The 23,853-nt window shown below is 64.7% G+C and carries 24 protein-coding genes; 9 read left to right on the top strand and 15 right to left on the bottom strand.

The features are described 5' to 3' along the window. Positions 1–53: 53 nt before the first annotated feature. Positions 54–1,094, top strand: a complete 1,041-nt coding sequence (gtdA, locus tag HAP40_RS03965) for a gentisate 1,2-dioxygenase (protein WP_166819013.1) — start codon at positions 54–56, stop codon at positions 1,092–1,094. 166 nt (positions 1,095–1,260) lie between these two features. Here the strand turns inward: gtdA and HAP40_RS03960 are convergent, their stop codons facing one another. From HAP40_RS03960 to HAP40_RS03945, 4 genes are all read right to left on the bottom strand, one after another. Further along, positions 1,261–2,085 carry an ABC transporter permease gene (locus HAP40_RS03960; protein ID WP_166819014.1) on the bottom strand — a complete coding sequence of 275 codons (825 nt, stop codon included), beginning with the start codon at positions 2,083–2,085 and terminating at the stop codon, positions 1,261–1,263. Then, positions 2,078–2,851: an ABC transporter ATP-binding protein gene (locus tag HAP40_RS03955; protein ID WP_166819015.1), complete on the bottom strand. Its 774-nt coding sequence runs from the start codon at positions 2,849–2,851 to the stop codon at positions 2,078–2,080. The genes HAP40_RS03960 and HAP40_RS03955 overlap by 8 nt, the downstream gene beginning before the upstream one ends. A 253-nt stretch (positions 2,852–3,104) precedes the next feature. Beyond that, the gene (locus tag HAP40_RS03950; RefSeq protein ID WP_166819016.1) at positions 3,105–4,109 is read right to left on the bottom strand and encodes an ABC transporter substrate-binding protein; all 1,005 of its coding nucleotides are present in this window, start codon (positions 4,107–4,109) and stop codon (positions 3,105–3,107) included. A gap of 30 nt (positions 4,110–4,139) precedes the next feature. After that, positions 4,140–5,507: an FAD-dependent oxidoreductase gene (locus HAP40_RS03945; protein WP_166819017.1), complete on the bottom strand. Its 1,368-nt coding sequence runs from the start codon at positions 5,505–5,507 to the stop codon at positions 4,140–4,142. Between the two features lie 111 nt (positions 5,508–5,618). Between HAP40_RS03945 and HAP40_RS03940 the strand changes: the two genes are divergently transcribed. Both HAP40_RS03940 and HAP40_RS03935 read left to right on the top strand, forming a co-directional pair. After that, on the top strand, positions 5,619–6,503 hold the full coding sequence (locus tag HAP40_RS03940; protein ID WP_166819018.1) for a LysR family transcriptional regulator: 885 nt from the start codon (positions 5,619–5,621) through the stop codon (positions 6,501–6,503). A 149-nt stretch (positions 6,504–6,652) separates the two neighbouring features. After that, positions 6,653–6,925 carry a hypothetical protein gene (locus tag HAP40_RS03935; protein ID WP_208024819.1) on the top strand — a complete coding sequence of 91 codons (273 nt, stop codon included), beginning with the start codon at positions 6,653–6,655 and terminating at the stop codon, positions 6,923–6,925. Positions 6,926–6,935: 10 nt separating this feature from the next. On the opposite strand, the gene HAP40_RS03930 is transcribed toward HAP40_RS03935, so the two are convergent. Beyond that, complete coding sequence (locus HAP40_RS03930) at positions 6,936–7,739, bottom strand: enoyl-CoA hydratase-related protein (protein WP_166819019.1); 804 nt, start codon at positions 7,737–7,739, stop codon at positions 6,936–6,938. Between the two features lie 151 nt (positions 7,740–7,890). Between HAP40_RS03930 and HAP40_RS03925 the strand changes: the two genes are divergently transcribed. Beyond that, the gene (locus HAP40_RS03925; protein ID WP_166819020.1) at positions 7,891–8,865 is read left to right on the top strand and encodes a ketopantoate reductase family protein; all 975 of its coding nucleotides are present in this window, start codon (positions 7,891–7,893) and stop codon (positions 8,863–8,865) included. A 3-nt stretch (positions 8,866–8,868) separates the two neighbouring features. Here HAP40_RS03925 and HAP40_RS03920 read toward each other — a convergent pair whose 3' ends face one another. Next, positions 8,869–9,546 carry an alpha/beta family hydrolase gene (locus HAP40_RS03920; RefSeq protein WP_166819021.1) on the bottom strand — a complete coding sequence of 226 codons (678 nt, stop codon included), beginning with the start codon at positions 9,544–9,546 and terminating at the stop codon, positions 8,869–8,871. A 125-nt stretch (positions 9,547–9,671) separates the two neighbouring features. Between HAP40_RS03920 and HAP40_RS03915 the strand changes: the two genes are divergently transcribed. Beyond that, on the top strand, positions 9,672–10,817 hold the full coding sequence (locus tag HAP40_RS03915) for an acyl-CoA dehydrogenase family protein (RefSeq protein ID WP_166819022.1): 1,146 nt from the start codon (positions 9,672–9,674) through the stop codon (positions 10,815–10,817). A 160-nt stretch (positions 10,818–10,977) separates the two neighbouring features. Here HAP40_RS03915 and HAP40_RS03910 read toward each other — a convergent pair whose 3' ends face one another. Next, positions 10,978–11,958 (bottom strand): helix-turn-helix domain-containing protein, encoded by a 981-nt coding sequence (locus HAP40_RS03910; RefSeq protein WP_166819023.1) that lies wholly within the window; start codon positions 11,956–11,958, stop codon positions 10,978–10,980. Positions 11,959–12,097: 139 nt separating this feature from the next. Here HAP40_RS03910 and HAP40_RS03905 point away from each other — a divergent pair, with 139 nt between their 5' ends. Continuing rightward, positions 12,098–12,823 carry an alpha/beta hydrolase gene (locus HAP40_RS03905; RefSeq protein WP_166819024.1) on the top strand — a complete coding sequence of 242 codons (726 nt, stop codon included), beginning with the start codon at positions 12,098–12,100 and terminating at the stop codon, positions 12,821–12,823. Between the two features lie 41 nt (positions 12,824–12,864). Here HAP40_RS03905 and HAP40_RS03900 read toward each other — a convergent pair whose 3' ends face one another. The 4 genes from HAP40_RS03900 to HAP40_RS03885 all read right to left on the bottom strand — a co-directional run bounded on the left by HAP40_RS03900 (position 12,865) and on the right by HAP40_RS03885 (position 17,853). Further along, entirely contained in the window at positions 12,865–14,004 is a 1,140-nt protein-coding gene (locus HAP40_RS03900) for an amidohydrolase/deacetylase family metallohydrolase (RefSeq protein WP_166819631.1), read from the bottom strand. A gap of 172 nt (positions 14,005–14,176) precedes the next feature. After that, positions 14,177–15,292, bottom strand: coding sequence for an LLM class flavin-dependent oxidoreductase (locus HAP40_RS03895; protein ID WP_166819025.1), 1,116 nt, complete (start codon positions 15,290–15,292; stop codon positions 14,177–14,179). Positions 15,293–15,329: 37 nt separating this feature from the next. Continuing rightward, entirely contained in the window at positions 15,330–16,640 is a 1,311-nt protein-coding gene (locus HAP40_RS03890; protein WP_166819026.1) for an MFS transporter, read from the bottom strand. A gap of 46 nt (positions 16,641–16,686) precedes the next feature. Then, positions 16,687–17,853, bottom strand: coding sequence for an amidohydrolase (locus HAP40_RS03885; RefSeq protein ID WP_166819027.1), 1,167 nt, complete (start codon positions 17,851–17,853; stop codon positions 16,687–16,689). Between the two features lie 129 nt (positions 17,854–17,982). Here HAP40_RS03885 and HAP40_RS03880 point away from each other — a divergent pair, with 129 nt between their 5' ends. After that, a complete protein-coding gene (locus HAP40_RS03880; RefSeq protein ID WP_166819028.1) occupies positions 17,983–18,471 on the top strand; it encodes a MarR family winged helix-turn-helix transcriptional regulator in 489 nt (162 codons plus the stop codon). Between the two features lie 14 nt (positions 18,472–18,485). On the opposite strand, the gene HAP40_RS03875 is transcribed toward HAP40_RS03880, so the two are convergent. From HAP40_RS03875 to HAP40_RS03865, 3 genes are read right to left on the bottom strand one after another with little or no spacing between them, the layout of a single operon-like run. After that, positions 18,486–19,040: a flavin reductase family protein gene (locus tag HAP40_RS03875; RefSeq protein ID WP_166819029.1), complete on the bottom strand. Its 555-nt coding sequence runs from the start codon at positions 19,038–19,040 to the stop codon at positions 18,486–18,488. Further along, complete coding sequence (locus tag HAP40_RS03870; protein ID WP_246741180.1) at positions 19,037–19,321, bottom strand: hypothetical protein; 285 nt, start codon at positions 19,319–19,321, stop codon at positions 19,037–19,039. The genes HAP40_RS03875 and HAP40_RS03870 overlap by 4 nt, the downstream gene beginning before the upstream one ends. A gap of 2 nt (positions 19,322–19,323) precedes the next feature. Then, positions 19,324–19,578 carry a hypothetical protein gene (locus HAP40_RS03865; RefSeq protein WP_246741181.1) on the bottom strand — a complete coding sequence of 85 codons (255 nt, stop codon included), beginning with the start codon at positions 19,576–19,578 and terminating at the stop codon, positions 19,324–19,326. 1,250 nt (positions 19,579–20,828) lie between these two features. Between HAP40_RS03865 and HAP40_RS03860 the strand changes: the two genes are divergently transcribed. Next, entirely contained in the window at positions 20,829–21,659 is an 831-nt protein-coding gene (locus HAP40_RS03860) for an SDR family NAD(P)-dependent oxidoreductase (RefSeq protein ID WP_166819030.1), read from the top strand. Between the two features lie 102 nt (positions 21,660–21,761). Further along, complete coding sequence (locus HAP40_RS03855) at positions 21,762–22,484, top strand: zinc-dependent alcohol dehydrogenase family protein (RefSeq protein ID WP_166819031.1); 723 nt, start codon at positions 21,762–21,764, stop codon at positions 22,482–22,484. A 323-nt stretch (positions 22,485–22,807) separates the two neighbouring features. Here HAP40_RS03855 and HAP40_RS03850 read toward each other — a convergent pair whose 3' ends face one another. Beyond that, positions 22,808–23,833 (bottom strand): NAD(P)H-dependent flavin oxidoreductase, encoded by a 1,026-nt coding sequence (locus HAP40_RS03850; RefSeq protein WP_246741182.1) that lies wholly within the window; start codon positions 23,831–23,833, stop codon positions 22,808–22,810. Positions 23,834–23,853: the final 20 nt, after the last annotated feature.

The following is a 23,853-nucleotide window of genomic DNA, read 5'->3' as shown; positions in this document are numbered from 1 at the left end:
TACCTAGATCGTCAGTATACTGTCAATCAACAAAACGAACGGGAGCAGCAACCATGGAAGCCGTGACCAAGACGCCGGAACGCGAGGCCTTCTACAAAAAGATCGACGGCGAGAACCTCACCGCGCTGTGGACGGTGATGAGCGACCTGATCACGCCGGAGCCGAAAAGCGCCTGTAGGCCGCATCTCTGGAAATTCGACGTGATCCGCGACTACATGACGGAAGCCGGCAAGCTGATCACCGCGAAGGAAGCGGAGCGGCGCGTGCTGGTGCTGGAGAACCCGGGCCTGCGCGGCCAGTCCAAGATCACGACCTCGCTCTATGCCGGCGTGCAGATGGTGGTGCCCGGCGACGTCGCGCCTGCGCATCGGCACAGCCAGTCGGCACTGCGCTTCGTGCTCGAAGGCAGGGGTGCCCACACCGCGGTGGACGGCGAGCGCACCGCGATGGAGCCCGGCGATTTCATCATCACGCCGTCGATGACCTGGCACGATCATTCCAACGAGACCAGCGAGCCGATGTTCTGGCTCGACGGCCTCGACATCCCGCTGGTGCAGTTCTTCGACTGCTCCTTTGCGGAAGGCTCCAAGGAGGACCAGCAGAAGATCACGAGGCCCGCCGGCGACAGCTTTGCCCGCTACGGTCATAATCTGCTGCCGGTCGATGTGAAGCGATCGTCGAAGACCTCGCCGATCTTCAGCTATCCCTATGCCTACACCCGCGAAGCCTTGGAGAAGGCGCGCGCGAGCCAGGAGTGGGATGCGTGCCACGGCCTGAAGCTGAAGTTCAGCAATCCCGAGACCGGCGATTTCGCCATGCCGACCATCGGCACCTTCATCCAGCTGCTGCCGAAGGGGTTCAACTCCGCGCGCTATCGCTCGACCGATGCGACCGTGTTCTGCCCGATCGAGGGCCGCGGCCGCAGCCGCATCGGCGATACCGTCTTCGAATGGGGCCCGCGCGATCTCTTCGTCGTGCCGAGCTGGCACTGGGTGACGCACGAAGCGGACGACGACGCGGTGCTGTTCAGCTTCTCGGACCGGCCGGTGCAGCAGAAGCTGGATCTGTTTCGCGAGGATCGCGGCAACGCGTGAGCCGCACTCCCCGCTCCACATTCGGTGTCGTCCCGGCGAAGGCCGGGACCCATACTCCCAGGGAGTAGTTTGACGAAGATTCGGAGTTATTTCTTCATCGGTAGAAGCAGCGATTTTCCTCGATAGATCACGCGGTATGGGTCCCGGCCTTCGCCGGGACGACAACTCACCGCCAGTGCAACAGCCGCGTCTCCAGCCAGCCGATCACCTTTCCCACCGCCAGCCCGAACACCGAGAGGATCACCACGCCCGCGAGCAGCTGATCGGTCTGCATCAGATTGCCGGCCTGGAGCACGAAGGCGCCGATGCCGTATTGGGCGCCGATCATCTCGGCGCTGACGACGAGCAAGAGCGCGACGGAAGCCGTGATGCGGAAGCCGGCGAGGATCGCTGGCAGCGCGCCCGGCCAGATCACCTTGCGCACGATGATGGCGAAGGGAACGTTGAAGCTCTGCGCCATGCGGATCAGGTTGCGCGGTACCGCATCGACGCCGCTATAGACCGAGATCGCGGTCGAGAAGAACACGCCGAGCGCGATGGTCGCAATCTTCGGCTCTTCGCCGATGCCGAGCCAGAGGATCAGAAGCGGCAGCAGCGCGATCTTCGGGATTGGGAAGAGCGCCGAGATAAAGGTGATGCCGACGCTGCGCGCGAGCCTGGACAGGCCGATGGCAAAGCCAACGGCGACGCCGGCCGCGGTCCCCAGCACCCAGCCGACGCCGATACGCAGCAGCGAGGCCGACAGATGCTGCCAGAGCGCGCCCGAGATCGCGAGCTGATAGATCGCGCGCGCGATCGCCGACGGTGCCGGCAGGAACAACGGATTGACGAGGCCCGCGCTGCCCGCAGCCTGCCAGATCGCGAGGACGAGGGCGAGCGCGATCCAGCCGCCGAAGCGGCTCGACGCCGGCACGAAGCCGGCGCCGCGAAAGCGGACGCGGCGCGTCGTGGCATCCTTCTCGGCCGTCTCTGCCGCCGCGCGATCAAGCATGCTGGACCTCGCGTTCGGCATCGATCGCCTCGTTGCGGATCAGCGACCAGATCTGGTTCTGGAGCGCCAGCAGCTTCTCGCGCGCCGCGGCATCGCCACGCTCGGTGCGCGTCATCGGCACGCTCACGACCTCGCGGATGCGGCCCGGCCGTCGCGACAGCACCACGATCCGGTCAGCGAGCCGCGCCGCTTCCTCGAGATTGTGCGTGACATAGACAGCGCCCATGCCGCCATCGGCGAGCAGGCGGACGAAATCCTCCATCAGCAGTTCGCGGGTCTGCGAATCCAGCGCCGAGAGCGGCTCGTCCATCAGGAGGATGGCGGGCTTGACCGCCAGCGCGCGCGAAATGCCGACGCGCTGGCGCATGCCGCCGGAAAGCTGCTTTGGATAGGTCTTGCGAAAATCGACCAGCCCGGTGCGGCGCAGGGCATCGTCCACCAGCGCGCGCCGCTGCGTGGCTGAAAGCCGGGTGTGCAGCAGCGGGAATTCGACGTTCTCTTCCACGGTGGCCCACGGCAGGAGTGCAAAATCCTGGAACACGAAGGTCAGCGGATTGAGACTGTCCACCGGCGGCGTTCCGCGCAGCTCAGGCGCGCCGGAGGTCGGTTGCAACAGGCCGCCCAGGATCGACAGCAGCGTGCTCTTGCCGCAACCCGAGGGCCCCACGATCGCCACCACCTCGCCGGCGCCGACCGTGAACGAGACGTCGTCGAGCACAGCGAGATCGCCGAAGCGATGGGTGATGTGGTTGGCGATCAGGTCCATGGATGATGCCTTGCATACCGCCGTCGTCCCGGCGCAGACCGGGACCCATAACCACCGAATTGAATCTGGCTATGACCGGCAATGTGCACTTTACGCCTCAACTCCCACTCGGCGTATGGGTCCCGGCCTGCGCCGGGACGACACTGAGATTGTGGCAGCCGCGTGAGAGCCCCGCCGCGTCCGGGCCATACATCCTTCGAGGCTCGCTTCGCGAGCAACTCACGATGACGGGATGAGAGGGGTGAGCGCAGCATCAATCTGGCTTCACAAATTCCTTCGCGATGATCGCGTCGGCATCGAAACCCTTGTCGGCAAAACCCTGCTCCTGAAGCCATTTGATCTGGTTGTCGACATTCTTGACGTCGAGCTTGCCGTCGGGATCGATATAGGCGCAGTTGCCGACAACCTGCTCGACCGGCAAATTGGTGTACTTCGCGATGATCTCCAGCAGCGGCTTGGTCTTGTCGTTGATCGGGGCGACGCCGTCCTTCATCGCTGCGAGGATGACGTCGTGATATTCGCGATCTGCCCTGGCCAAGGCGCCGAGCAGTTTCGTGACCAGCACCTTGTTGGTCAGTGTCTTCGGCGAGGCAAACACCGCACCCAGCTGCCAGGGGGTCTCGCCGCCGACCCATCCCAGGAACTTGGCGCCACCATCATCCATCAGCTTGCGCGCGGTGGAGATCGGCAGCAAAGCGGCATCGACGGTCTCGCCCTTCAGCGCGGCCGCCGCGTTCGACAGCGATTGCAGCGGCACGATCTTCACCTCGGAGAGCTTGAAGCCGTATTTGTCGGCGAGCAGGCCGAGCGAGTAATGAAAGCTCGATCCGACCTGCGTCATCGCCACGCGCTTGCCCGCGAGATCCTTCGGCGTCTTCAGGCCGGCCGCATAGGCATTGTTGCTGGCGAAATAGCCGATCAGGGGATAGCCGGCCTTCTCGCGGCTCATGCCGCCGATCACCTTCAGCACGCCCTTGCCGGCAAGATTGTACAGACCGGCAGTGAAGGCGGTGATGCCGAAATCGACGTCGCCCGAGGTTGTGGCGACCGCGATCGGCTGCGCCGCATCGAAGAATTTCAGCTCGACCTCGAGGCCGGCTTCGCGAAAATAGCCCTTGTCCTGCGCGATGAAGACGGGCGCGGAGGATGACAGGCGGAGCACACCGATCTTGGCCTTGAGCGCGTCCTCGGCCCGGGCTGTGCCCATCGCCATGATCGCCAAAAGGCCGGCGGCTGCGAGCCGCGCAATTCCGATCATCCCGTTTCCTTCCGTTCGCTCAGCAGTCCGTTACAGGCCCTCGGGGACGGGTTGGTCCCGCCCGATGAAGGCGCCCTGTTGTTTCAACGTTTCCTGCAATTTTTCAACGGGGATGTCACGCGGGATCCGGTTTCCGGACAGCGCCAGCGCGGCGGCGGAACCGGCGGCCTCGCCCATCACGAAACAGGCACCGGACACCCTTGCTGCCGACTGGCCTTCATGGGTCATCGAGGCGCAGCGGCCGGCGACCAGGAGATTGTCGACGTTTTCGGGTACCAGCATCCGGTAGGGCAGCTCGTTATAGCCGCGCGATTCCGGGATCGGCGGGAAGGTGAACACGACATCGCCGGGTACATGGGCCTCGATCGGCCAGCCATTGACACCGATGGAGTCCTCGAACGAGGCGCAGCCGAGCACGTCCTCGCCGCTGAGCTGATAGCCGCCCTTGATGCGCCGGGTCTCGCGGATGCCGAGCTGCGGCGGCAAATCGACGATGTAGGACTTTTCGAAGCCCGGCACGGTGCTGCGCAGGAACTCGTATGCGGCGAGCGCCTGCCTGCGGCCCTCGATCTCGCCGCGGGTGAGATCGTCGGGCTCGACACCGTTGATGGCATGGCCGTCCTCGCGCGCGACCTGCGTGAAGTTCACCCGCCATTCGATTCCGGACTTTTGCGGCCGCACGATCGCGCTCTTGCGCGGGAATGCGTGCGTGCCGGCGGCGATGGCCTTTTCCATCAATTGCGGAATGGTCCGCCAGGCCTCGCCGGCCTTCACGGGATCGATGCCGTTGAGACGGAGCATCATCGAGGGGTACAGCGGATGGCCGTGCGCGTCACCGATTTCGAACGGCGCGCCGGCCCACACGGCGAGATCGCCGTCGCCCGAGCAGTCGATGAAGATCTCGGATCGCACCGCCTGCCGGCCAGCCTTGGTCTCGACCATCAGCGCGTCGATGCGCCTGTTGTCGCCCATCACCACGCCGGCGCCGAGCGCGTGGAAGAGGATGTGCACCTTGTGGCGCGCAAGCAGCTCATCCGCCGCGATTTTGTAGGCCGCAGTGTCATAGGCCTGGGCGAAGACCTTCCCGAGAATCAGATGCGGCGTGTTGAGGCCGTTCAGATGATCGATCCGGGCCAGCAGGTCCGACGCCATGCCCCGCACCAGCCGCCGGTGCTCACCATGGACATTGCCGTGCAGGCCGCAGAAATTGGTGACGCCAGCCGCGGTGCCCATGCCGCCGAGAAAGCCGTAGCGTTCGATCAGGAGCGTCTTCCGCCCCGCGCGCGCGGCGGAAGCCGCAGCGACAATGCCGGCAGGTCCACCGCCAAGCACGACGACTTCATACTCGCCGTAGAGCGGCACCTGGCGTGCCGGTTCTTCGATCATTGTGGCCCGCATGGCGCGTCCGCTCCCGAAATCTCTTGCTTGGTGCCGACTATGAATTAGCGCACGCGGGGCTACAATCTACCAAAATACGCGATCAGCTTTCGCGAATCGAGAAAGGTCGACATGGACATTCTGGTGAACCTGCAGGCCTTCCTCGCCACCGCCGATGCGGCCGGATTTTCCGCCGCCGCGCGAAAACTCGATGTTTCGACCTCGGTGGTCGCCAAGCGGGTCACGCAACTGGAGGCGCGGATCGGCACGCCGCTGTTTCACCGCTCGACCCGGCAATTGCGCTTGACTGAAGCTGGCCAGCGCTACGTCCATCGTGCTCGCGGCGTCGTGGCCGACGCCACCGATCTGCTCTCGCGGATGGGCGAGAAGGGCCACGATCTCGTCGATCATCTGCGCATCAAGGCGCCGACCTCGCTGACCGTGGCGCGGCTCGCTGACGCGTTCAGCGCCTTCCAGACCCAGAACCCGCGGCTGAAGCTCGAGATCGTGTTGATCGACCGCCCGGTCGATCCTGTTGCCGAAGGCTTCGACATCGCCATCGGCGCCTTCCCGCATTCGTTCGGCGGTGTCGTCGACGAGCCGCTCTGTCCGCTCAAGCGGCTGCTCTGCGCTTCGCCTGCCTATTTGAAGAAGCACGGCGCGCCAAGACATCCGCGCGACCTCGTCGAGCATCGCTGCCTCAGCTTCATGCCGACCGGCCCCGAATGGATCTTCGACGGCCCCCGCGGCCGCATCAGCATCCAGGTCAGCCCCCTGCTCTCCTCCAACGAGGGCCACGTGCTGGCGCGCAGCGCCGTGGCCGGTAACGGCATCGCGCTGATCTCGCACTATCTCGTGGCCGATGGGTTGCGTGACGGCACGCTGAAGCCGGTGCTGCGCGAGTTTCCGATTCCGGAATTGTGGGTGAAGGCCGCAATCCCCGAACGGCGCCGCAATGCGGCCGCGGTGCAGGCGCTCCTCACTTTGCTGAAAGCGTCACTCGCGTCGTCGCTGTAAGCAGCGCCCCCGTGCGGGGCCGTAGCCCGCATGAGCGAAGCGATATGCGGGACCTTTTGCGGAAGTCCCGGATGTCGCTTCGCTCATCCGGGCTACACGTTCGCCAAAGACGGTTGCCGGGGAACCACGGACCTGACAGAAGTGCCGGCATGGATTCGACGTTCTTGAAATTCGCCTTGCCCGCCCTCATCGCCCTCGCGGTCTCCGTCACTCCCGCCGCAGCGGTCGAGCAGAACTGCCGCTTCATCCAGGCCAAGCCTGAGCGGGAAGCCTGCTACAAGCGCCAGGAGGACGAACTCGCGGCCAAGCGCAAGCCTGCACCGGCGACCGCCGAGAGCAACACGCTCGAAACGCTGCGGCAGATGCGGCAGGACGACGACGCGGTCTATCGCAGCATCAGCAACATCTGCCGCGGCTGCTGAACGCTGACGCTCAGCCCTTGCCGCCACCCCAATTCGCCGCCCGCTTCTCGGCGAACGAGGCCAGTCCCTCCGCCGCTTCCGCGCTCTGGCGCTTGAGCGAATGCAGCTGCACGAGCCGCTTGTAGGCGGCATCGTCCACCGCCATGCCGCCGAACGAGCTTTCCAGCGCGAGCCGCTTGGTCTCGGCCATCGCCTCCGGCCCGTTGGCGAGCAGCTGCTCGACCACCTTGCTGCCTGCCGCCTCCAGTTCGGCGAGCGGCACCACCTCGTGGACGAGGCCGATGCGGCGGGCATCCTCGGCGCCGAAGCGCTCGCCGGTGAGCGCGTAGCGGCGGACTTGCCGTACACCGATGGCGTCGCAGAGCTGCGGGATGATGATGGCCGCGGTCAGGCCCCAGCGCACCTCGGTGATCGAGAACAGCGCATTGTCGGCGGCAATCACGACATCGCAGGCCGCAATCACCCCGGTACCGCCACCGAAGCAGCCACCCTGCACCAGCGCGACGGTCGGGATCGGCAACGTGTTGAGCCGCTGCACGGCCTCAAAGGTCGCCCGCGAGGCCGCTTCGTTCGCCTCAGCCGATTGCGGGCGCACGCCGTTGATCCATTTCAGGTCGGCGCCGGCCTGGAAATGCTTGCCGTTGCCCCTGAGCACGACGACACGCAAGTTAGGCTTCTTGGCCAGATCGTCCATGGCGGCGAGCACGCCCGCAATCAGGTCGCCGTCATAGGCGTTGTTGACCTCGGGCCGGTTCAGGGTGACGGTCGCAACGCCGCGCGGATCGAGGGTCCAAAGGACGGGGGTGGCGGTCATCGGCGATCCTCCGGTCGGTTGTTTGCTGCGCACTATGGCCGAGCCCGCGCATGCTGATCCATATCTTTCCGGCGTGGGGCGGCCGCGCCCATCGCATGGCGGCTTGTGTCATGCTGGTAGCGGGCGGCAAGGGATCAGGACGGGACATTACATGCGCATCTGCATTTTCGGCGCGGGCGCCGTCGGCAGCCACATTGCGGTACGGCTGGCACGCGCCGGCCACGAGGTCAGTTGCGTGATGCGGGGGGCCCATCTCGAGGCCGTCCGGGCCAATGGCCTCAAGCTGCGCGTCAGCGATTCCGAGGTCAGCGTCAAGGTGAACGCGTCGGGCGATCCGGCCCAGCTCGGCCCGCAGGACGTGGTGATCTCGACGCTGAAGGCGACCGCGCTGACCGGACTGGTCTCCAGCATCAAGCCCCTGCTCCAGGACGACACCGCGATCGTGTTCGCACAGAACGGCATTCCCTGGTGGTACGGGATCGGCCTGCCGCCGCGGCACCCGACGCCGCCGGACATTTCCTTCCTCGACCCCGGCGGACGGCTGCGCGCCTGCATCCCGAAGGAGCGCATCATCGGCGGCGTCGTCTTCTCCTCCAACGAGGTCATCGCGCCCGGCGTGGTGCAGAACCTGACGCCTGATCGCAACCGGCTTCTGATCGGCGAATGCGACGACCGCAATTGCGACCGTATCACGAAACTCCGCGGCGTCTTCAACGATGCCCGGCTGGAATCGCCACCGGTGGCCGAGATCCGCGAGGCGATCTGGTCAAAGCTGCTGACCAACATGTCGCTGTCGGTGCTGTGCCTGCTCACCGGCCAGACCGCGCGCGGCGTGCGCGACGACCCGGCCTTCGCCGACGTCATTCCGCGCATGCTGAACGAGGCCAACGACATCGCGCAGCACTTCATCCCCGAGGTCAAGCGCGTGACGCGGAGCGGTCCTGCCCCCAACCACAAGCCGTCGCTGCTCCAGGACTACGAGCTCGGACGTGCCATGGAGATCGACGTGCTGGTGAAGGCGCCCGCCGCCTTCGCGCGCACGGCCGGCCTGGCGACGCCGACGCTCGACCTGATCGCCGCGCTGGCAATTCAGAAGGCGCGCGACAAGGGGCTCTATTCGGCCTGACCTTCAGGTGAGCGCGTCGATCCACGCCGCCAGGGCGTCGAGCACCTCTGTGAGCGCCTCGTCATTGCTGCGGCCGGACTTCTTCAGCACCGCGAAGGAGTGGTCGCCGCCTGCGACTTCATGCAGCGTCGCCTTCGCGCCGAGCGTTTCGATCACGGGCCTGAGATGGCCGAGATCGGCCAGCCCGTCGCGCGTGCCTTGCAGGAACAGCATGGGGATCGCGATGCCGGCGAGATGCTCGGCCCGCTCGGCCGACGGCTTCTTGTCGGCATGGAGGGGAAAGCCGAGAAAGGCGAGCCCTTTGACACCGGGCAGTGGAGCCTTCGACTGCGCCTGCGAGGTCATGCGTCCGCCAAACGACTTTCCGCCGGCGACGAGCTTTAAGCCCGGGCACAGCCGCGCCGCCTCCTCGACCGCCGCGCGGATGGCGGCATGAGCCACCGCCGGCTGGTCGGGACGCCCCAGCTTCTTCTCCATGTACGGGAAATTGAAGCGGAACGTCGCGATGCCGCGGCTCGCGAGGCCTTCTGCGGTCTTCTCCATGAAGGAATGTCGCATATCGGCCCCGGCGCCATGCGCCAGCACGTAGCAGGCGCGCGCATGGTCCGGCTGCGTCAGGATGGCCGAGACGATGCCGATGCGCGCGATGTCGAGCTTGAGCTCTTGAGTTTTGGCAGCCAAAATCAGACACCCTGGCAGACGCGTTCCGGCCGCCTTGGTAGCGTCACGGGCGCAGCCTGAAAACACAATAATTGCCGCGCCCGACTGGCCTACCAAGCCGGAACGCCGCCCCAACCGAGGTAACGATGTCCTACCGCTCCTCCTGGATGACCGAAGAGCTCGAAATCTTCCGCGACCAGTTCCGCAAGTATCTTGCCAAGGACCTGGCGCCGCATGCCGAAAAATGGCGCGAGCAGAAAATGGTCGACCGCTTCGCCTGGCGCGGGCTCGGCGAGATGGGCGCACTGCTGGCGAGCGTGCCGGAGGAGTATGGCGGGCTGGGCGCGACCTTCGCCTATGACGCCGCCGTGCTGGACGATCTCGAAAGCACGGTGCCGGAACTGACGACGGGCGTCTCCGTGCACAGCGCCATCGTTGCCCACTACATCCTCAACTACGGCTCGGAGGAGCAGAAGAAGCGCTGGCTGCCGAAGATGGCCTCGGGCGAGATGGTCGGCGCCATCGCCATGACCGAGCCCGGCACCGGCTCGGATTTGCAGGCCGTGAAGACCACCGCGAAGAAGCAGGGCAATTCCTACGTCATCAACGGCCAGAAGACGTTCATCACCAACGGCCAGGCCGCCGACCTCGTCATCGTGGTCGCGCGCACCGGCGATGCCGGTGCCAAGGGCATCTCGCTCATCGCGGTCGAGACCGCGGGCGCCGACGGCTATCGACGCGGGCGCAACCTCGACAAGATCGGCCTGCATGCCTCCGACACGTCCGAATTGTTCTTCGACAATGTCGCGGTGCCCCCGGAGAACCTGCTCGGCAAGGAGGAAGGCCAGGGCTTTGTCCAGCTGATGCAGCAATTGCCACAGGAGCGCCTCGCGCTCGCGGTCGGCGCCGTCGCCTCGATGGAGCGCGCGGTGAAGCTCACCACCGACTACACCAAGGAGCGCAAAGCCTTCGGCAAGCCGCTGATGGATTTCCAGAACACTGCCTTCACCCTCGCCGAGCGCAAGACCGAGGCCATGATCGCGCGGGTCTTCGTCGACTGGTGCATCGAGCGGCTGATCGCCGGGGATCTCGACACCGTCACGGCGTCGATGGCGAAATACTGGTGCTCGGAGAAGCAGGTCGAGACCGCCGACGAATGCCTCCAGCTGTTCGGCGGCTACGGCTATATGCAGGAATATCCGATCTCGCGCATTTTCATCGATTCCCGCATCCAGAAGATCTATGGCGGGACCAACGAGATCATGAAGCTGCTGATCGCCAGATCTTTATGAACGAGGTCGCTTTAGCTTCGCTGTCGTCCCGGCGAAGGCCGGGACCCATAACCACCGGAGACGTTTGGCGAGGACTAGCGCGGTTCGGTACTTCTGCCTTTCGCAATTGATAGATCACGCGGTATGGGTCCCGGCCTTCGCCGGGACGACGGTGACCCTCTTACCGCCCGCGCCAGTCGCGCGGCCGACAGCCGAAGCGCTGCTTGAACCGCCGCGAGAAGTGGGAAAGGTCCGAGAAGCCCCAGTCGAACGCGATGGCGCCGATCGCACGATCCGCCATCACGGGATCTCCGAGATCTCTGGCCGCGCCGTCGAGCCGATGGTCGATGACGTAATCGGTAAAGCTGGAGCCCGATCGCGCGAGCAGCTTATGCACGTAACGCTCGCTGATGCCGACGGCGTTGGCGACATCGGCAACGGCAAGGCCGGGCTCGCGGAGCCGCCGGTGAATGGCCCGCTTCAACGCCGCCATGGTGGCATCGGCAAGGCTCTCCGACTCCGCAGCGCCTGTCCGGCTACGCCGCGACAGGCTCACCGCGACCAGTTCGATCAAGGCCCGGAACAGCAGCACGCCCTCATCCTCGGTCATGCGCAGCGCGCCGTCGCTGAGCGTGCGCGCCGTCTCGACGACGAGATGGCCGACGAAGGGATCGTCGGAGACGCGCGCCGCCGCGACGTCGAATGACGTCGGCAGTCGTTCGCGCAGGGCCTCTGCCGGCACCCAGAACGAGGCGACCCGCAATTGCGGACCCCGGTCGTGAAGAAGCGCGAACTGCCGGTCACTGTCGAAGATGCCGACCTGTCCGGGCGCAAGGCTGATCTCGCGATGTCCCTGCAGGATGCGACAGCGGCCGGCCAGCTTCAAATTGAGGTAGAAGCAGCTGCGGTCGGATGCCGCGATGTCGGCCGCGGAGCGGCGCACGACGTGTTCGGGGAAGCTGACGCGGTTGATCGCGGCATCGCCGAGACGGACGTGCTCAACGCTGGCAGGAAAGCCGGCTGCGACCGCCGGCTCCGGCGTCAGATTCATGAAGGCCTGGCAGATCGCCTCGCGATAATAGGCGAATTGCTCCGCCGGCCGGACGCCCACCGTATTCCAGGCCGATTGCCGTGACGGAACGGCGCGCTCGATCTGCTGCATCGGTTCACTCCGAGACCAATCCGGTTCGCTCACAGCCAAGCAACGAATTCGTGACCGGTCCAGATTTGCCGCGCGGCCACGCTGCCCAGCCAAGGCCATCATGTGCCGATCTAACCACACCCTCGGGAGGAGCCACAACATGTCGACCTACGTTCTCGTCCACGGCGCCTGGCACACCGGCACAGAGTTCGAGCCTGTCGCCGCCCCCATCCGCGCGGCCGGCCATCAGGTCCATACCCCCACCATCAAGGGCAACCGTCCGGGCGATGCCAAGACGACCGGATTGAAGGAGGCGATCCAGTCGATCGCCGACTACCTCTCCGAGAACAATCTGAAGGACGTCATCCTGCTCGGCCATTCCTATGGTGGCATGATCATCACGGGCGTTGCCGACATCGCCCCGGAGCGCATCCGCCGCCTGGTCTACTGGAATGCCTTCGTGCCCAACAACGGCGAATGCCTCAACGACATGGTGCCGCCGCACTATGTCGGGCTGTTCGACGCGATCGCGGCCGAGCGCGGCGACGGCTCGGTGGTCTTGCCCTTCCCGGTCTGGCGCGAGGCCTTCATCAACGACGCGGATCTGGAGACGGCGCAGAAGGCCTACGACGTCCTCAATCCGCATCCGCTGGCGACCTTCACCGACAAGATCACGCTCAAGGCCAACCCGGCCGAGATGCCGCTGGCGAAATCCTACGTCAACTGCACCGAAGACATCGCGCTGCCGCACAGCTATGGCTGGCATCCGCGTCTGTCGGAGAAGCTCGGCCTGTTCCGCCTAGTGCAGGTGGCGGGAAGCCATGAGCTGTGCTTCTCCGATCCGGCGCGGCTCGCCAGGGCGATCATGGAAGCGGGACGCGACTGACGGGTGGCCCCATGGCGGCGCTCACCATCCGTGGGCGCCGCTCAGTTCGGATGCCACCAGCGGCCGCCGAGGACGACACCTTCGGAGACGATCTTGCGGTCGCCGATCAGGTGCTCGCCGACGACGTCCTCGTAGTCGAATTGGCCTCGCTTCACCGAGATCAGCGTGGCGTCGCCGGCGCTGCCGGGCTTGAGGCTGCCGAGCTCAGGACGCCGCAGCGCCATCGCCGCGTTCACGGTCGAAGCCGCGATCACGTCCGACAGCTCCATGCCCATGCACAGGAACTTCGACATGGTCGTCACCTGGTCGAAGGCGGGGCCGTCGATGCAGAGCTGATGGATGTCGGACGAGATGGTGTCCGGATAGAAGCCGTTGGCGAGCATCGCGCGCGCGGTCTTGAACGCGAACGAGCCTTTGCCGTGGCCGATATCGAACAGCACGCCGCGCTCTCGCGCGTCCAGCACCGCCTTTTTCACTGTGCCCTGCGCGGTCGCCGGCGTGTTCGGGAAGGGGCGGAACGCGTGGGTCAGCACGTCGCCCGGACGCAGGCGGGCCAGCACGTCCTCGTAGCTCGGCGGCGGATGATCGATATGCGCCATCAGGGGCATGCCGACCTCGTTCGCGACCTCGAGCGCGATGTCGAGCGGTACCGTCCCCGACGTGCCCGAGGAATGCAGGCCGACGCGCACCTTGATGCCGACGATGAGATCGCGGTTGGCATCGGCCACCTTGGCCGCGTCGACCGGATTCATCAGCCGCAGCTCTTCACTCTCGCCAACCATGATCCGGTGCGAGAAACCGAAGATGCCGGCATGCGAGACGTGCAGATAGGCGAGAATGCGAACCTGGCTCGGCTCGATCACGTGCTTGCGGAAGCCCGCGAAATTGCCGGGACCGGCGCTACCGGTGTCGACCGCCGTGGTGACGCCGGAGAGGCGGCAGAATTCCTCGGCATCGATGCCGAGCGAGGTGCCGCCCCAATAGACATGGGTGTGGAGATCGATCAGCCCCGGCGTCACGATGTAACGCGACACGTCGCGCACATCCGTGCCCGGATCCGCCTTGAGCCCGCTGCCGATCGCGGCGACCTTGCCGCCCGCAAAGGCGACGTCGGTCACGGCGTCGAGCTTCTGGGACGGGTCGACCACACGGCCGCCGCGCAGGATCAGGTCGAAAGGCATCATGGTCTCCGGATTTGGGCAAACAAGAACCGGGCTCGAAGGTGCGCGTCCAGCCCGGTCGCTTTTGCTAGCAATTTTGCCGGAGTTCAAGCAAATCGGTCGCGATGAGGCTCCCTGGTCTGCGATTTGCCTGTGACGCTTGGTATTTCAGCCACTCCTAGAGCATCGGATATCATGCGGCCGATCGCACCCCGGCTCTTTCCAGCAGAGGGAGCACCCTTTCGACGAAAAAGCCGAGCTCATCGCCGAAATTAAGAAAGATCAGCGCAACGCCGGCGAAGCCGGCTCGATCGAGGTCCTTGATCCCGTTGGCCACGTCCTCGGGGCTTCCGATCAGCGGGTAGCCGCCATTGCCGGCCGCCATCCTTGCCCGCAATTCGTTGTACAACGCCTCGGGAAGTGCAGCCTGCCCTTTCCGGGTCGCGATGTAGTAGTCGACACCCGCATGGTCGGCGTTGTCGACGGCGTAATATTGGTGGAAGGCTTCGGCTTCCTCGCGCGTTTCACGGCACACCACATAGGCAACCGCGATACAGCCGGGAGGCGTCTCGCGCCCGGCCTTGGCTGAGCGCTTGGTGAGATCGGCAATTTCGGCGCGGCCGGTCTCCGCGCTTTCGGCGACGGTCAGAAGATAGTCCGACGTCCTGATCGCGAAATCCCGTCCCGCCGGCGAATAGGCAGCCGAGAACACGATCGGGCCCGGCGATTGCAGCGAGCCCGGCATCCCGGTGATGCCCTCGAGTTCGGGGAAATGCTTGCCGTCATAGTCGAACGGCTCGGGCGCTCCGGCGAGCAAGCGCGACCAGATGTCGAACCATTCCTGGCCCTGCACGTAGCGCTCATCATGCGGCAGTTCCGGGATGCCGAACATCAGGAAGTCGGCCTTATTCCAGCCGCACACGATGTTGATGCCGGCACGCCCGCCGCTGACGTGATCGATGGTCGCCATCGCCTTGGCCGCGACGATCGGGTGAATGATCGGGGTATGCACCGTCGAGAACACGCCGATCCGGTCGGTGATTGCGGCCGTGGCGGCTGCGAGGGTGAGGGTCTCGAACGACCACAGGCGGTTGTTGATGGCGCCCGGAATGCCGCGCCACCGGGCCGGCGGCAACAGGAAATCGAGGCCGCTGCGATCGGCGAGCTGAATCACATCGCGGATCTCCGGCCAGCGGCAGGACCAGCGCTCGGGCACTGTCGTGATCGCGTTACCGCCCTCGTAACTATAGGCGAACACGCCGAGCTTGAAGCCGTTGTCTTCACGCATTGCGTTTCTTGCTTTTGTCATGACGAAAACTCCTGGTGCGTGCGAGTGCCGATCGGTCTTAGTCGAGCGCGCGTCCCTTGCTCTCCTCGAGCATGAGCATGGCGACCACCGAGATCGCATTGGCAAGCATGAGGTAGTATGCGGGCGAGAGCGGATTTCCCGTCGCCTGGATCAGCCAGGTCAGGACCACCTGGGTCGACCCGCCGAACACGCAGACGCCAACCGCGTAGATCATGGCAAAACCCGTCGTGCGCACGGCCCGCGGCAGAAGCTCCGGCACCAGCACCAGCATCAATCCGCCGCTGAGCGAGTGCAGACCCATGATCACGGCGGTCATCAGGGCAAGCGAGAGCGCGCTCGGCTGCGCGGTCAGATACATGAAGGCCGGATAGGCTGCGAGGATCAGCACGACCCGCGGCCAGATCAGCACGGGCTTGCGGCCGATCCGGTCCGAGAGCCAGCCGCCGAACAGGGTCGGGATGACGACGCTGACACCGGCGACGAAGGGCACCACCAGGGCGGCGCTCGCCGGCAGATGCAGCGTCGCGATCGCGTAGCTGGTCATGTAAGTCGACACGAAATAGGAGACGGTCCCGCCCACGATGGTCAAGACACCAAGCGTCACCGTGCGGAGGTGGGAGCCGAACAGCTCCTTCAGAACGGCACCGGCACTGCCGTGGACTGACGCACCGTCGATCGTTTCCGGGATGTGGCGGCGCACGTAGACGCCGACCGGAACGATCACGAGGCCGACCAGGAATGCAACGCGCCACCCCCAGCTCTCGAGAGCTGCCTGCGGCAGCACGGTCGTGAGAATCATGGCAACCACGCCGGCCAGAATGAGCGCGAGGCCCTGGCCCGCATTGGTCCAGCTGCCGAAATAGCCGCGCTCGGCCGGCGGCGCGACCTCGATCATGTAGCTTGCTGCCGATCCGATCTCGCCGCCCGCGGCGAAGCCCTGCAGCAGGCGACCGACCACGAGCAGAATCGGCGCGGCAAGACCAAGCGTGGCGTAGCCCGGCGTCAGCGCGATCAAGGCGGTGCCGAGCGCCATCAGCACGATGCTCAGGTTCAGCGCGGCCCGGCGGCCCGCGCGATCCGCGAGCGCACCGATGAAGATCGCTCCCAGCGGCCGGGTGAGGAAGCCGACGCCGAACGTCGCCACGGAGAGGAGAAGGTTGCCCCAGGGATTGTCGACCGGGAAGAACTGGCGGCCGATCATGACTGCGAAGAAGGTGTAGACCGTGAAGTCGTAATATTCGATCGTATTCCCGATCGTGACGGCGACAATGCCATGACGCCGGCTCATGCTCGAGCCCAGTAGAGGAGCGGATACGATCTGGTCGGCGGTGAGAGGCTGGTCTGACATCGTTCGGTCCTCCTGCAGGATTGCAAAGCCGCTTGGTTGATCTGATCTAGAATGGGCGCCAGCCGCCCCGCTCTCGCGCGATCTCGACGAACATGGCGGCACCGATCGCCATGACGTCCTCGTCGAAGTCATAGGAGGGGTGGTGGCAGCCTTGACCGTCCTGCCCGACGAAGAAGAACGCGCCCGGCCGTTGCTCGAGCAGGAACGAGAAATCCTCCGACGACATCAGCGGTGCGCAATTCCGATCCAGCAAACCATCGCCGACCACGCGCCGCGCCGCGGCCTCGACCACGGCAACCTGATCCGGGTGGTTGACCGTCGGCGGACAGCCGTCGGAGATCTCGCACGCGATGCTGGCGCCGAACGCGGCCGCAAGACCGGTGCAAAGCTCGGAGACGCGCCGCTTGAGCAGCGCGCGGCCGGTCGTGCTCATCGAGCGGATCGTGCCGGTCAGCACGACCTCGTCGGGAATGATGTTGGCCGCGGTGCCGCCCTGGATCGTGCCGATGGTGACGACGCCCGCTTCGAGCGGATCGAGCGAGCGGCTGATCGTCGTCTGCAACAGGCCGATCATCTCCGCCGCGATCATGATCGGATCGATTCCGTTGTGCGGCTGGGCGCCATGCGCGCCAACCCCGCGAACCACGATCCTCAGGCCATCGGCGCCCGACAGGATGGAGCCCGACCGCACGCCGACCGAGCCGGGCCTGCGCTGAGGCATGTTGTGCAGGGCATAGACCTCGTCCATCGGCGCCGCCGACAGCAGACCGTCGCCGAGCATGGCGAGGCTTCCCTTCAGGGTTTCCTCGGCCGGCTGGAAGATGAAGTGCACTGTGCCGGCGAGATCGCGGCGTCTCGCCAGGTAGCTCGCCGCGCCAAGCAAGGTCGCGGCGTGGCCGTCGTGCCCGCAGCCATGGAAGATGCCGTCGCGAAGCGAGCGGTGCGGCAGATTGGTCTTCTCCGCCATCGGCAACGCGTCCATCTCGGCCCGGAAGCCGATCGCGCGCGCCCCGCTCTGCGAACCCTCGAGTGTCGCAACCACGCCCGTGCCGCCCACCCCGGACCGGACCGACAAGCCCCATCCGGACAGGAGCTCGGCGATACGCGCGGAGGTACGGTGCTCTTCGAAGGCGATTTCCGGATGACGGTGGAAGTCGCGCCGCCACTCGATCATGGAAGCGGCGTCTTGCCGGAAATCGTCGAGGACCGCCATTGTTACCCCGCGTGTCGATAGAAGCGCGGGGGATTGCCGCACCCGGGCCCCCGCCTATAAATAGCTAACCACCAATATTCTCATATTGCAACCATCTCAATCTAAAACATTCTCCAAGGGAGACGTGTGTTGTCCAAACCCAAGGCCGGCGCCGAGCGCTATCTCACCTACCGCCTCGACGTGCTCAGCACCGGGGCGATCAGGATGGCGAACGAGGTCTACACGGCGAGCTGCGGGCTCGAGGTGCGCGAGCTGCGCATCCTCCGCCTCATCGACGACAATCCCGGCATCACCTTCAGCGACCTGACCGAGGAGACGCGGTTCGAGCGCAGCCTGGCCTCGCGGCTGCTGAACGGATTGCTGCGGGAAGGCCTCGTCGACCGCGAAAACAGCGCCACCGACGCGCGCGTGTTTCACTTGCGGACCACGGCGACCGGCCGCGAGCGGCGGCGTCTTGCAACGCGGATCGGACAGAAGCTCGAAGCGCATCTACTCAAGCCGCTGAGCGAGGCGCAGCGCGCCGCGCTCCTCGAATCCGTCGAGCTCCTGACGGACTGGGTGTACGGGGATTTTGCACGCGACCTCGATGTCCAGGTCGGAGCCAAGCCGAAGGCCTGACGGTCAGATCACTCTCATCCCGTCGATCCCAGCGGGGTGTTCAGATGTCTGTAGCCGCCCCTGAAATAGACCAGCGGCTCGTCGGCGTGATCGTCACACGCACCAATGGCCAGGACCTGCCCGATGACGATGATGTGGTCTCCCGCCCGATGCTCGGCAGCGATGTCGCAATCCAGCCAGGTCAGCGTTCCCTCGATGACGGGATTTCGGCCGCCCGACATGCTCCAGGCGATGCCGGACCATTTGTCCGTGCCCTTCTGCGCAAACTGGTTCGAGACCGACTGCTGCGCACGCGACAGGACATTGACCGAGAACTTCCCGGTCGAGCGGATGCGCGGATAGGTCGACGATGTCGCCATGACGCTGAAGGAGATCAGCGGAGGATCCATGGAGACGCTGTAGAACGACTGGCATGTGAAGCCCAGCGGCTCGTCGCCATCATGGCCAGCAATGACCGTGATGCCCGATGCGTAGAGCCCGAGCGCGTCGCGAAATGCCCGGGAATTCAGCACAGCGTGTTCCGTTAAATCCCGTCGTTGCAGCGAGCGCGTATTGTTGTTGTCGGTCATGCCAAGCCTCCCGCCCCAGCGGGCAAAGCAGCGGCAATCCGTCCCATACGCTGAAAGGCGGAAATGTAGCGATCGGCCTCGGCCTGGACGATCTCATCGAGACGATCCATCTGGCTGATGACGAAGTAAAAGCCTCGTCCCGGCACGACCGCACCAAGCTCGACCAGGAGCGGGGCAAGATTCACCGTCGGTCCCAGCGCATGGGTTTGATCCGCGCCGGTCAGAAGCGGTATGGCTGTCACCCCGGACAGGCCATTTGCGGGATAACGGTCGAGAAACACCTTCAGGAGACCTGAATAGGTCGCCTTGTAGGTCGGGGAGGCGAAATGACGATGTCGCTGGCAGCGACACGCGCATTCAATGCGTCCATCTTTTCGCTGGGCCAGGCCAGGATCTCGTCGCGATAATCCGCAAGATCGATCACCGCCGGATCTTGCAATGCAGGGCCGAGCAGCTTCTCGGCCAATGTCTCGGCGACTTTAAGCGTTCGCGACTTCGGTTTGGGATTGCCTACGACAATCGACAGCTTGAGCGTCATCGTTCCTCGCAACAAGGTTGACAGGTGACGAGACAAAGCCAGAATCTGAAAGCAGGGAGTTCATCGGGCCGTTCAAACGAGAATCTCGGTGCAATGCAGACATCGACATGTCTCACAACACCGGGATTTTTTGGCCCGGCAATACCATTACCAAGTTTTTTTGGCTCGGAATGGCATCCGTGACGAGCATCACGTGCTGTCACGCTATCACCGCTCTGATCGGCCGGTCAACCGTGATACTTGCAGCATCCGCCTTGATCGCACCGCGATGAGCGCTTCGGAGCTTGGGCGGTAGCATGCGGCAAATTCAAAATGGCGATCCCGGGATGACTCGAACATCCGACCTACGGTTTAGGAAACCGTTTCATAGGTAATTATATCAATAGGTTAGTCGTGCCGTGTTGCAGATGTGTTGCTTGTAGCAGCGAGAGGACGGAGCGATCATCAAATTTGTAGTCTGAGCCGGCAACGCTTACGAGCATCCTTGTTACCTGCCTGCGACCGGTCGACGTTGCGGAGAGAGTGCGCCTCTCTCCCCCTAGCCACGAACACGCGATCTCGGCCGATCTCGAGGCGGTTGAGGAGTAGCAGCTCCAACGAGTAGCGTGGCCGTGATCCGAGCCGCTGCTACTTTTTCGGCAGCGCTGAACATGCAGTTGTACTGGTAGGAGGCATGCCGCTTCCAGTCCATGTCGCGTCCGTCGCCGGCTTCATGCCAGGTGATCGTGAAATCGGGATACTGCTCCCGATAGGGCTGAGCTGACGGCTCGCGAAACTCCCGGTAACTATGACCGCCATCCACCCTCGACCACGTGAAGTTCTAAAGCTTCGGTGCATCTTAGCGGCTTCGGGGGCGAACAAAGCGCGAAGTTCTGACATGCCGAACGGATCATGGCGCCGGCTTGGCCGAGCGCACCGAAGAAAGCCAGAACGGCAAGAAGAAGCGCCTCGCAGCCCTCGGTTTATTCCTCTGCCTCGCCATACATCTGCACCAGTTCGCCCCGCTGGTCACAGACGTTGGCGCACCGCAACTTGTCTGGCAGCGAGCGTCACAGTCGAGCGTACGGAGAGCAAAAAGTTCAGCTCGCTCTCTTCCGTTCCACCTCCTGGAACAGTGCGTCTCAGCTTCGGCGGCTTCTTCCTCGTGCCTTCCACCGTATATGGTTCGGCATCAACTCTTATGGGCGGAGTTAGGACACGGCCTCATCGTCAGACTACCTCAATGCGGGCGGGCCGCCATGGAGACTGGAATGACCAAGAAGACCTGGCTTGTGACAGGAACGTCGCGCGGCTTTGGACGAGCTCTGTCCGAGGCGATCCTCGATGTAGGTGACAACCTCGCTGCCACGGCGCGCGACGCTGCGGCTCTCGAAGGGATCGGCGACGGGCGTAGCGGCGAACTCCTCACGCTTCCGCTCGACGTCACCAATGAGGGGGAGGCGCAGGCGGCGGTCACCGCTGCGGTGCAGCGGTTTGGCCGGCTAGACGTCCTCGTCAACAACGCGGGCTACGGCGATATCGGCTCGATCGAGGACACCACCATCACATCTTTCCGCCGACAGATCGAGACCAACCTCTTCGGCACGATCATCGTGACTAAAGCCGCCATCCCGATCATGCGGCGACAGGGCAGCGGCCACATCATCCAGTTCTCGTCTGTCGGCGGCCGTCTGGGCGCGCCGGGCCGCGCGCCCTATTCTGCCGCCAAGTGGGCGGTGGAGGGTTTCTCCGAGGTGCTCGCCAAGGAGATGGCGCTTATCGGTGTGCGCGTGACGATCGTCGAGCCAGGCGGGTTTCGCACCGACTTCGCCGGCGCTTCGACGACGATCGAGGAGGGACGCTCCGAATACGACGCCGTGGTGGGCGCCGCAGCCCGCATGCAACGCACCTACCACGGCAAGCAGCCTGGCGACCCGCGCAGGGGTGCCGCTGCCATCCTGCAGATCGCCGGAATTGAGAGGCCGCCGCTCCGCCTGCCGCTCGGCAGGGACGCCATCGCCGCCATCGAGGCGTTTGACCGTGCACGACTGGACGAACTTGCGCGATGGCGAACGCTGAGCGAGTCCACCGACTTCAGCTGAGAGGCGCACCACTAGCGAACCTGCGCGGTCGAACTCCAGGCGAAGCACTCGACAGGCCACTCCTCGCGGTTCGACGCTGCGATTTGAACGAAGGAGCACAAAATGAAGGCAATGACCGTCGGTTCCCCGGCGACCCTGGAGACCCTGGCGTGGACCCAGCGTGCGGACCCGGGCCAACCTGGCTCCGGCATGATCCGCGTCGCCCTCCATGGCAGCTCGCTGAATTTCCACGACCTCGGCGTGGTGACCGGCCGGCTAACGGCGGACGCTGGGCGGATTGCGCTGGCGGACGCGGGCGGGACTGTGGAGGCGGTCGGCGATGATGTGACGCAGTTCTCGGTTGGGGACGAAGTCGTCTCCTGTTTCTTCCCCGACTGGCAGGACGGCGCTCCGACCATCGGAAACTTCGCACGTCCGCCAGGCGACGGCATTGATGGCTACGCCACCGAGTTCGCCGTCGCTCCCGCTACCGCCTTCACTCACGCTCCTCGCGGTTACGACGCCGTCGAGGCAGCGACAATCACCACCGCCGGTTTGACAGCATGGCGAGCGCTAGTCGCGGATGGCGGCCTAAAGGCGGGTGACACAGTGCTGCTGCTCGGCACCGGCGGCGTATCGATTTGGGGGTGGCAGATTGCCAAGGCGATGGGTGCAATGGCGATCGTTACCTCCTCCTCCGGCGAAAAGCTGGAGCGCGCACGCGAACTGGGCGCCGATCACGTCGTAAACTACCGCGAGGTAAAGGACTGGGGACGCGCAATAGTTGACTGGACCGGCGGGCGCGGCGTCGCGGATAGCGCGCGGAATTTGACTGCAGGCGGGTAGCGATCGAAACGAGGAGGGATCGCGTCCATGGCGAGCTCGGGAGGCGGCGCAACTCGCAATGGAATCCGCAAACGTATTGCCGTCGAAACAACCGATGAAAGTCGACCAACGCGATCAAGATGCGGGCGATGGAAGAGGCGAAAACACCGCCGCGAACGCGAGCATCAGACGGTCGAAAAGTTGCCCGCGTCCGTAGGCTACTTGGCCAGGATTGATCGCCGGGTTGACGGCGGTCAATCCTGCGGTGGAGTGCGATACGATTGCGCGAGGCTCTGATAGGCTTGAGGTGGGGCGCCTTTTGGCATCATCTGAAAGGCTTACAGCTACGCTCTCGATGCCAACGACTTCAGGACCGCGAGATATTCTGACTTCATCTCTTCCATGATTCGCCGGGTCGGCCTCTCTTCCTTGATCCTTCCGACGATTTGTCCCGACATGTAACCGAGGTAATCGACCGCGTTGGCAAGCTCGAGCCGTTTGAGGGCGGGCGCGACAAGAAGCTTTTGAGCGGCGAGCGGCAGCGGTTGCGGCGCGCCAGGAGCATCCCATGCATCCGTCCATTTGCTCCGCAAGCCGCGCAGGGGCTTTCCGGTATCGTATTTGCGCTGGATCGCGTCCTGCGACCGCGCTGAGATGAACCTTTTGCGCATTTCCGGAGAGAGTTCGCTCTCGGAAGATCCCAACCAGATCGTCCCGCACCAGACGCCCTCGGCCCCGAGGGCAAACGCGGCCGCAACATGACGACCGCTCCCCACGCCGCCGGCGGCCAGCACAGGGATAGGCGCAACGGAGTCCACGACTTCCGGCCACAACACCATGGAGGAGATGGTGCCGGTATGTCCGCCAGCCTCACTTCCCTGAGCCACGATGAGGTCGACGCCGGATTGGACGTGCTTAATCGCATGCTCGGCACTCCCCGCCATCGCTCCAACCATGATCCCTTTGCGGTGCAGCCTCTCGACCACGTAAGGCGGCGGAGCGCCCATCGCGCTCAGGACAAATTTCGCCTGCGGATGCCTGACGACGACTTCGAGGACTTCGAGAACGCCCTCCTCGGTGTGGCCGTGCCCTGGCGGCTTCTCGCGAAGCATCTCGGCCTCGACCTCGGGCGGCAACGGTGGAATACCCGCCTCGTCCATGACATTCTCGACGAAATCGAGGTGCTCTTTCGGCAGCGCCGAGAGACGCTCCGACATCGGCACGACCTGTCCAACCTTGTTGGCAAAGAGCACGTCGATGCAGTACGGGCGCCCGCTTGTCTTCTCATCCATGTCGGTGAGAATCCGCTCGAGCTCGTCCGGCTGATAATAGCTCGCCGCGAGCGCGCCCATGCCGCCCGCATTGGTCACCTCGATCGCGACTTCCGGCT

The sequence above is a fragment of the Bradyrhizobium sp. 1(2017) genome (assembly GCF_011602485.2).
In the GTDB taxonomy this organism is placed as follows: domain Bacteria; phylum Pseudomonadota; class Alphaproteobacteria; order Rhizobiales; family Xanthobacteraceae; genus Bradyrhizobium.
This window is presented reverse-complemented; position numbering and strand designations above follow the sequence as displayed.

What these genes read in the sequence shown, in the direction of transcription:
- gtdA (WP_166819013.1), top strand. Translation starts at nt 54, where the DNA reads ATGGAAGCCGTGACCAAGACGCCGGAACGCGAGGCCTTCTACAAAAAG.
- HAP40_RS03960 (WP_166819014.1), bottom strand. Translation starts at nt 2,085, where the DNA reads ATGCTTGATCGCGCGGCGGCAGAGACGGCCGAGAAGGATGCCACGACG.
- HAP40_RS03955 (WP_166819015.1), bottom strand. Translation starts at nt 2,851, where the DNA reads ATGGACCTGATCGCCAACCACATCACCCATCGCTTCGGCGATCTCGCT.
- HAP40_RS03950 (WP_166819016.1), bottom strand. Translation starts at nt 4,109, where the DNA reads ATGATCGGAATTGCGCGGCTCGCAGCCGCCGGCCTTTTGGCGATCATG.
- HAP40_RS03945 (WP_166819017.1), bottom strand. Translation starts at nt 5,507, where the DNA reads ATGCGGGCCACAATGATCGAAGAACCGGCACGCCAGGTGCCGCTCTAC.
- HAP40_RS03940 (WP_166819018.1), top strand. Translation starts at nt 5,619, where the DNA reads ATGGACATTCTGGTGAACCTGCAGGCCTTCCTCGCCACCGCCGATGCG.
- HAP40_RS03935 (WP_208024819.1), top strand. Translation starts at nt 6,653, where the DNA reads ATGGATTCGACGTTCTTGAAATTCGCCTTGCCCGCCCTCATCGCCCTC.
- HAP40_RS03930 (WP_166819019.1), bottom strand. Translation starts at nt 7,739, where the DNA reads ATGACCGCCACCCCCGTCCTTTGGACCCTCGATCCGCGCGGCGTTGCG.
- HAP40_RS03925 (WP_166819020.1), top strand. Translation starts at nt 7,891, where the DNA reads ATGCGCATCTGCATTTTCGGCGCGGGCGCCGTCGGCAGCCACATTGCG.
- HAP40_RS03915 (WP_166819022.1), top strand. Translation starts at nt 9,672, where the DNA reads ATGTCCTACCGCTCCTCCTGGATGACCGAAGAGCTCGAAATCTTCCGC.
- HAP40_RS03910 (WP_166819023.1), bottom strand. Translation starts at nt 11,958, where the DNA reads ATGCAGCAGATCGAGCGCGCCGTTCCGTCACGGCAATCGGCCTGGAAT.
- HAP40_RS03905 (WP_166819024.1), top strand. Translation starts at nt 12,098, where the DNA reads ATGTCGACCTACGTTCTCGTCCACGGCGCCTGGCACACCGGCACAGAG.
- HAP40_RS03900 (WP_166819631.1), bottom strand. Translation starts at nt 14,004, where the DNA reads ATGCCTTTCGACCTGATCCTGCGCGGCGGCCGTGTGGTCGACCCGTCC.
- HAP40_RS03895 (WP_166819025.1), bottom strand. Translation starts at nt 15,292, where the DNA reads ATGACAAAAGCAAGAAACGCAATGCGTGAAGACAACGGCTTCAAGCTC.
- HAP40_RS03890 (WP_166819026.1), bottom strand. Translation starts at nt 16,640, where the DNA reads ATGTCAGACCAGCCTCTCACCGCCGACCAGATCGTATCCGCTCCTCTA.
- HAP40_RS03885 (WP_166819027.1), bottom strand. Translation starts at nt 17,853, where the DNA reads ATGGCGGTCCTCGACGATTTCCGGCAAGACGCCGCTTCCATGATCGAG.
- HAP40_RS03875 (WP_166819029.1), bottom strand. Translation starts at nt 19,040, where the DNA reads ATGACCGACAACAACAATACGCGCTCGCTGCAACGACGGGATTTAACG.
- HAP40_RS03865 (WP_246741181.1), bottom strand. Translation starts at nt 19,578, where the DNA reads ATGACGCTCAAGCTGTCGATTGTCGTAGGCAATCCCAAACCGAAGTCG.
- HAP40_RS03860 (WP_166819030.1), top strand. Translation starts at nt 20,829, where the DNA reads ATGACCAAGAAGACCTGGCTTGTGACAGGAACGTCGCGCGGCTTTGGA.
- HAP40_RS03855 (WP_166819031.1), top strand. Translation starts at nt 21,762, where the DNA reads ATGAAGGCAATGACCGTCGGTTCCCCGGCGACCCTGGAGACCCTGGCG.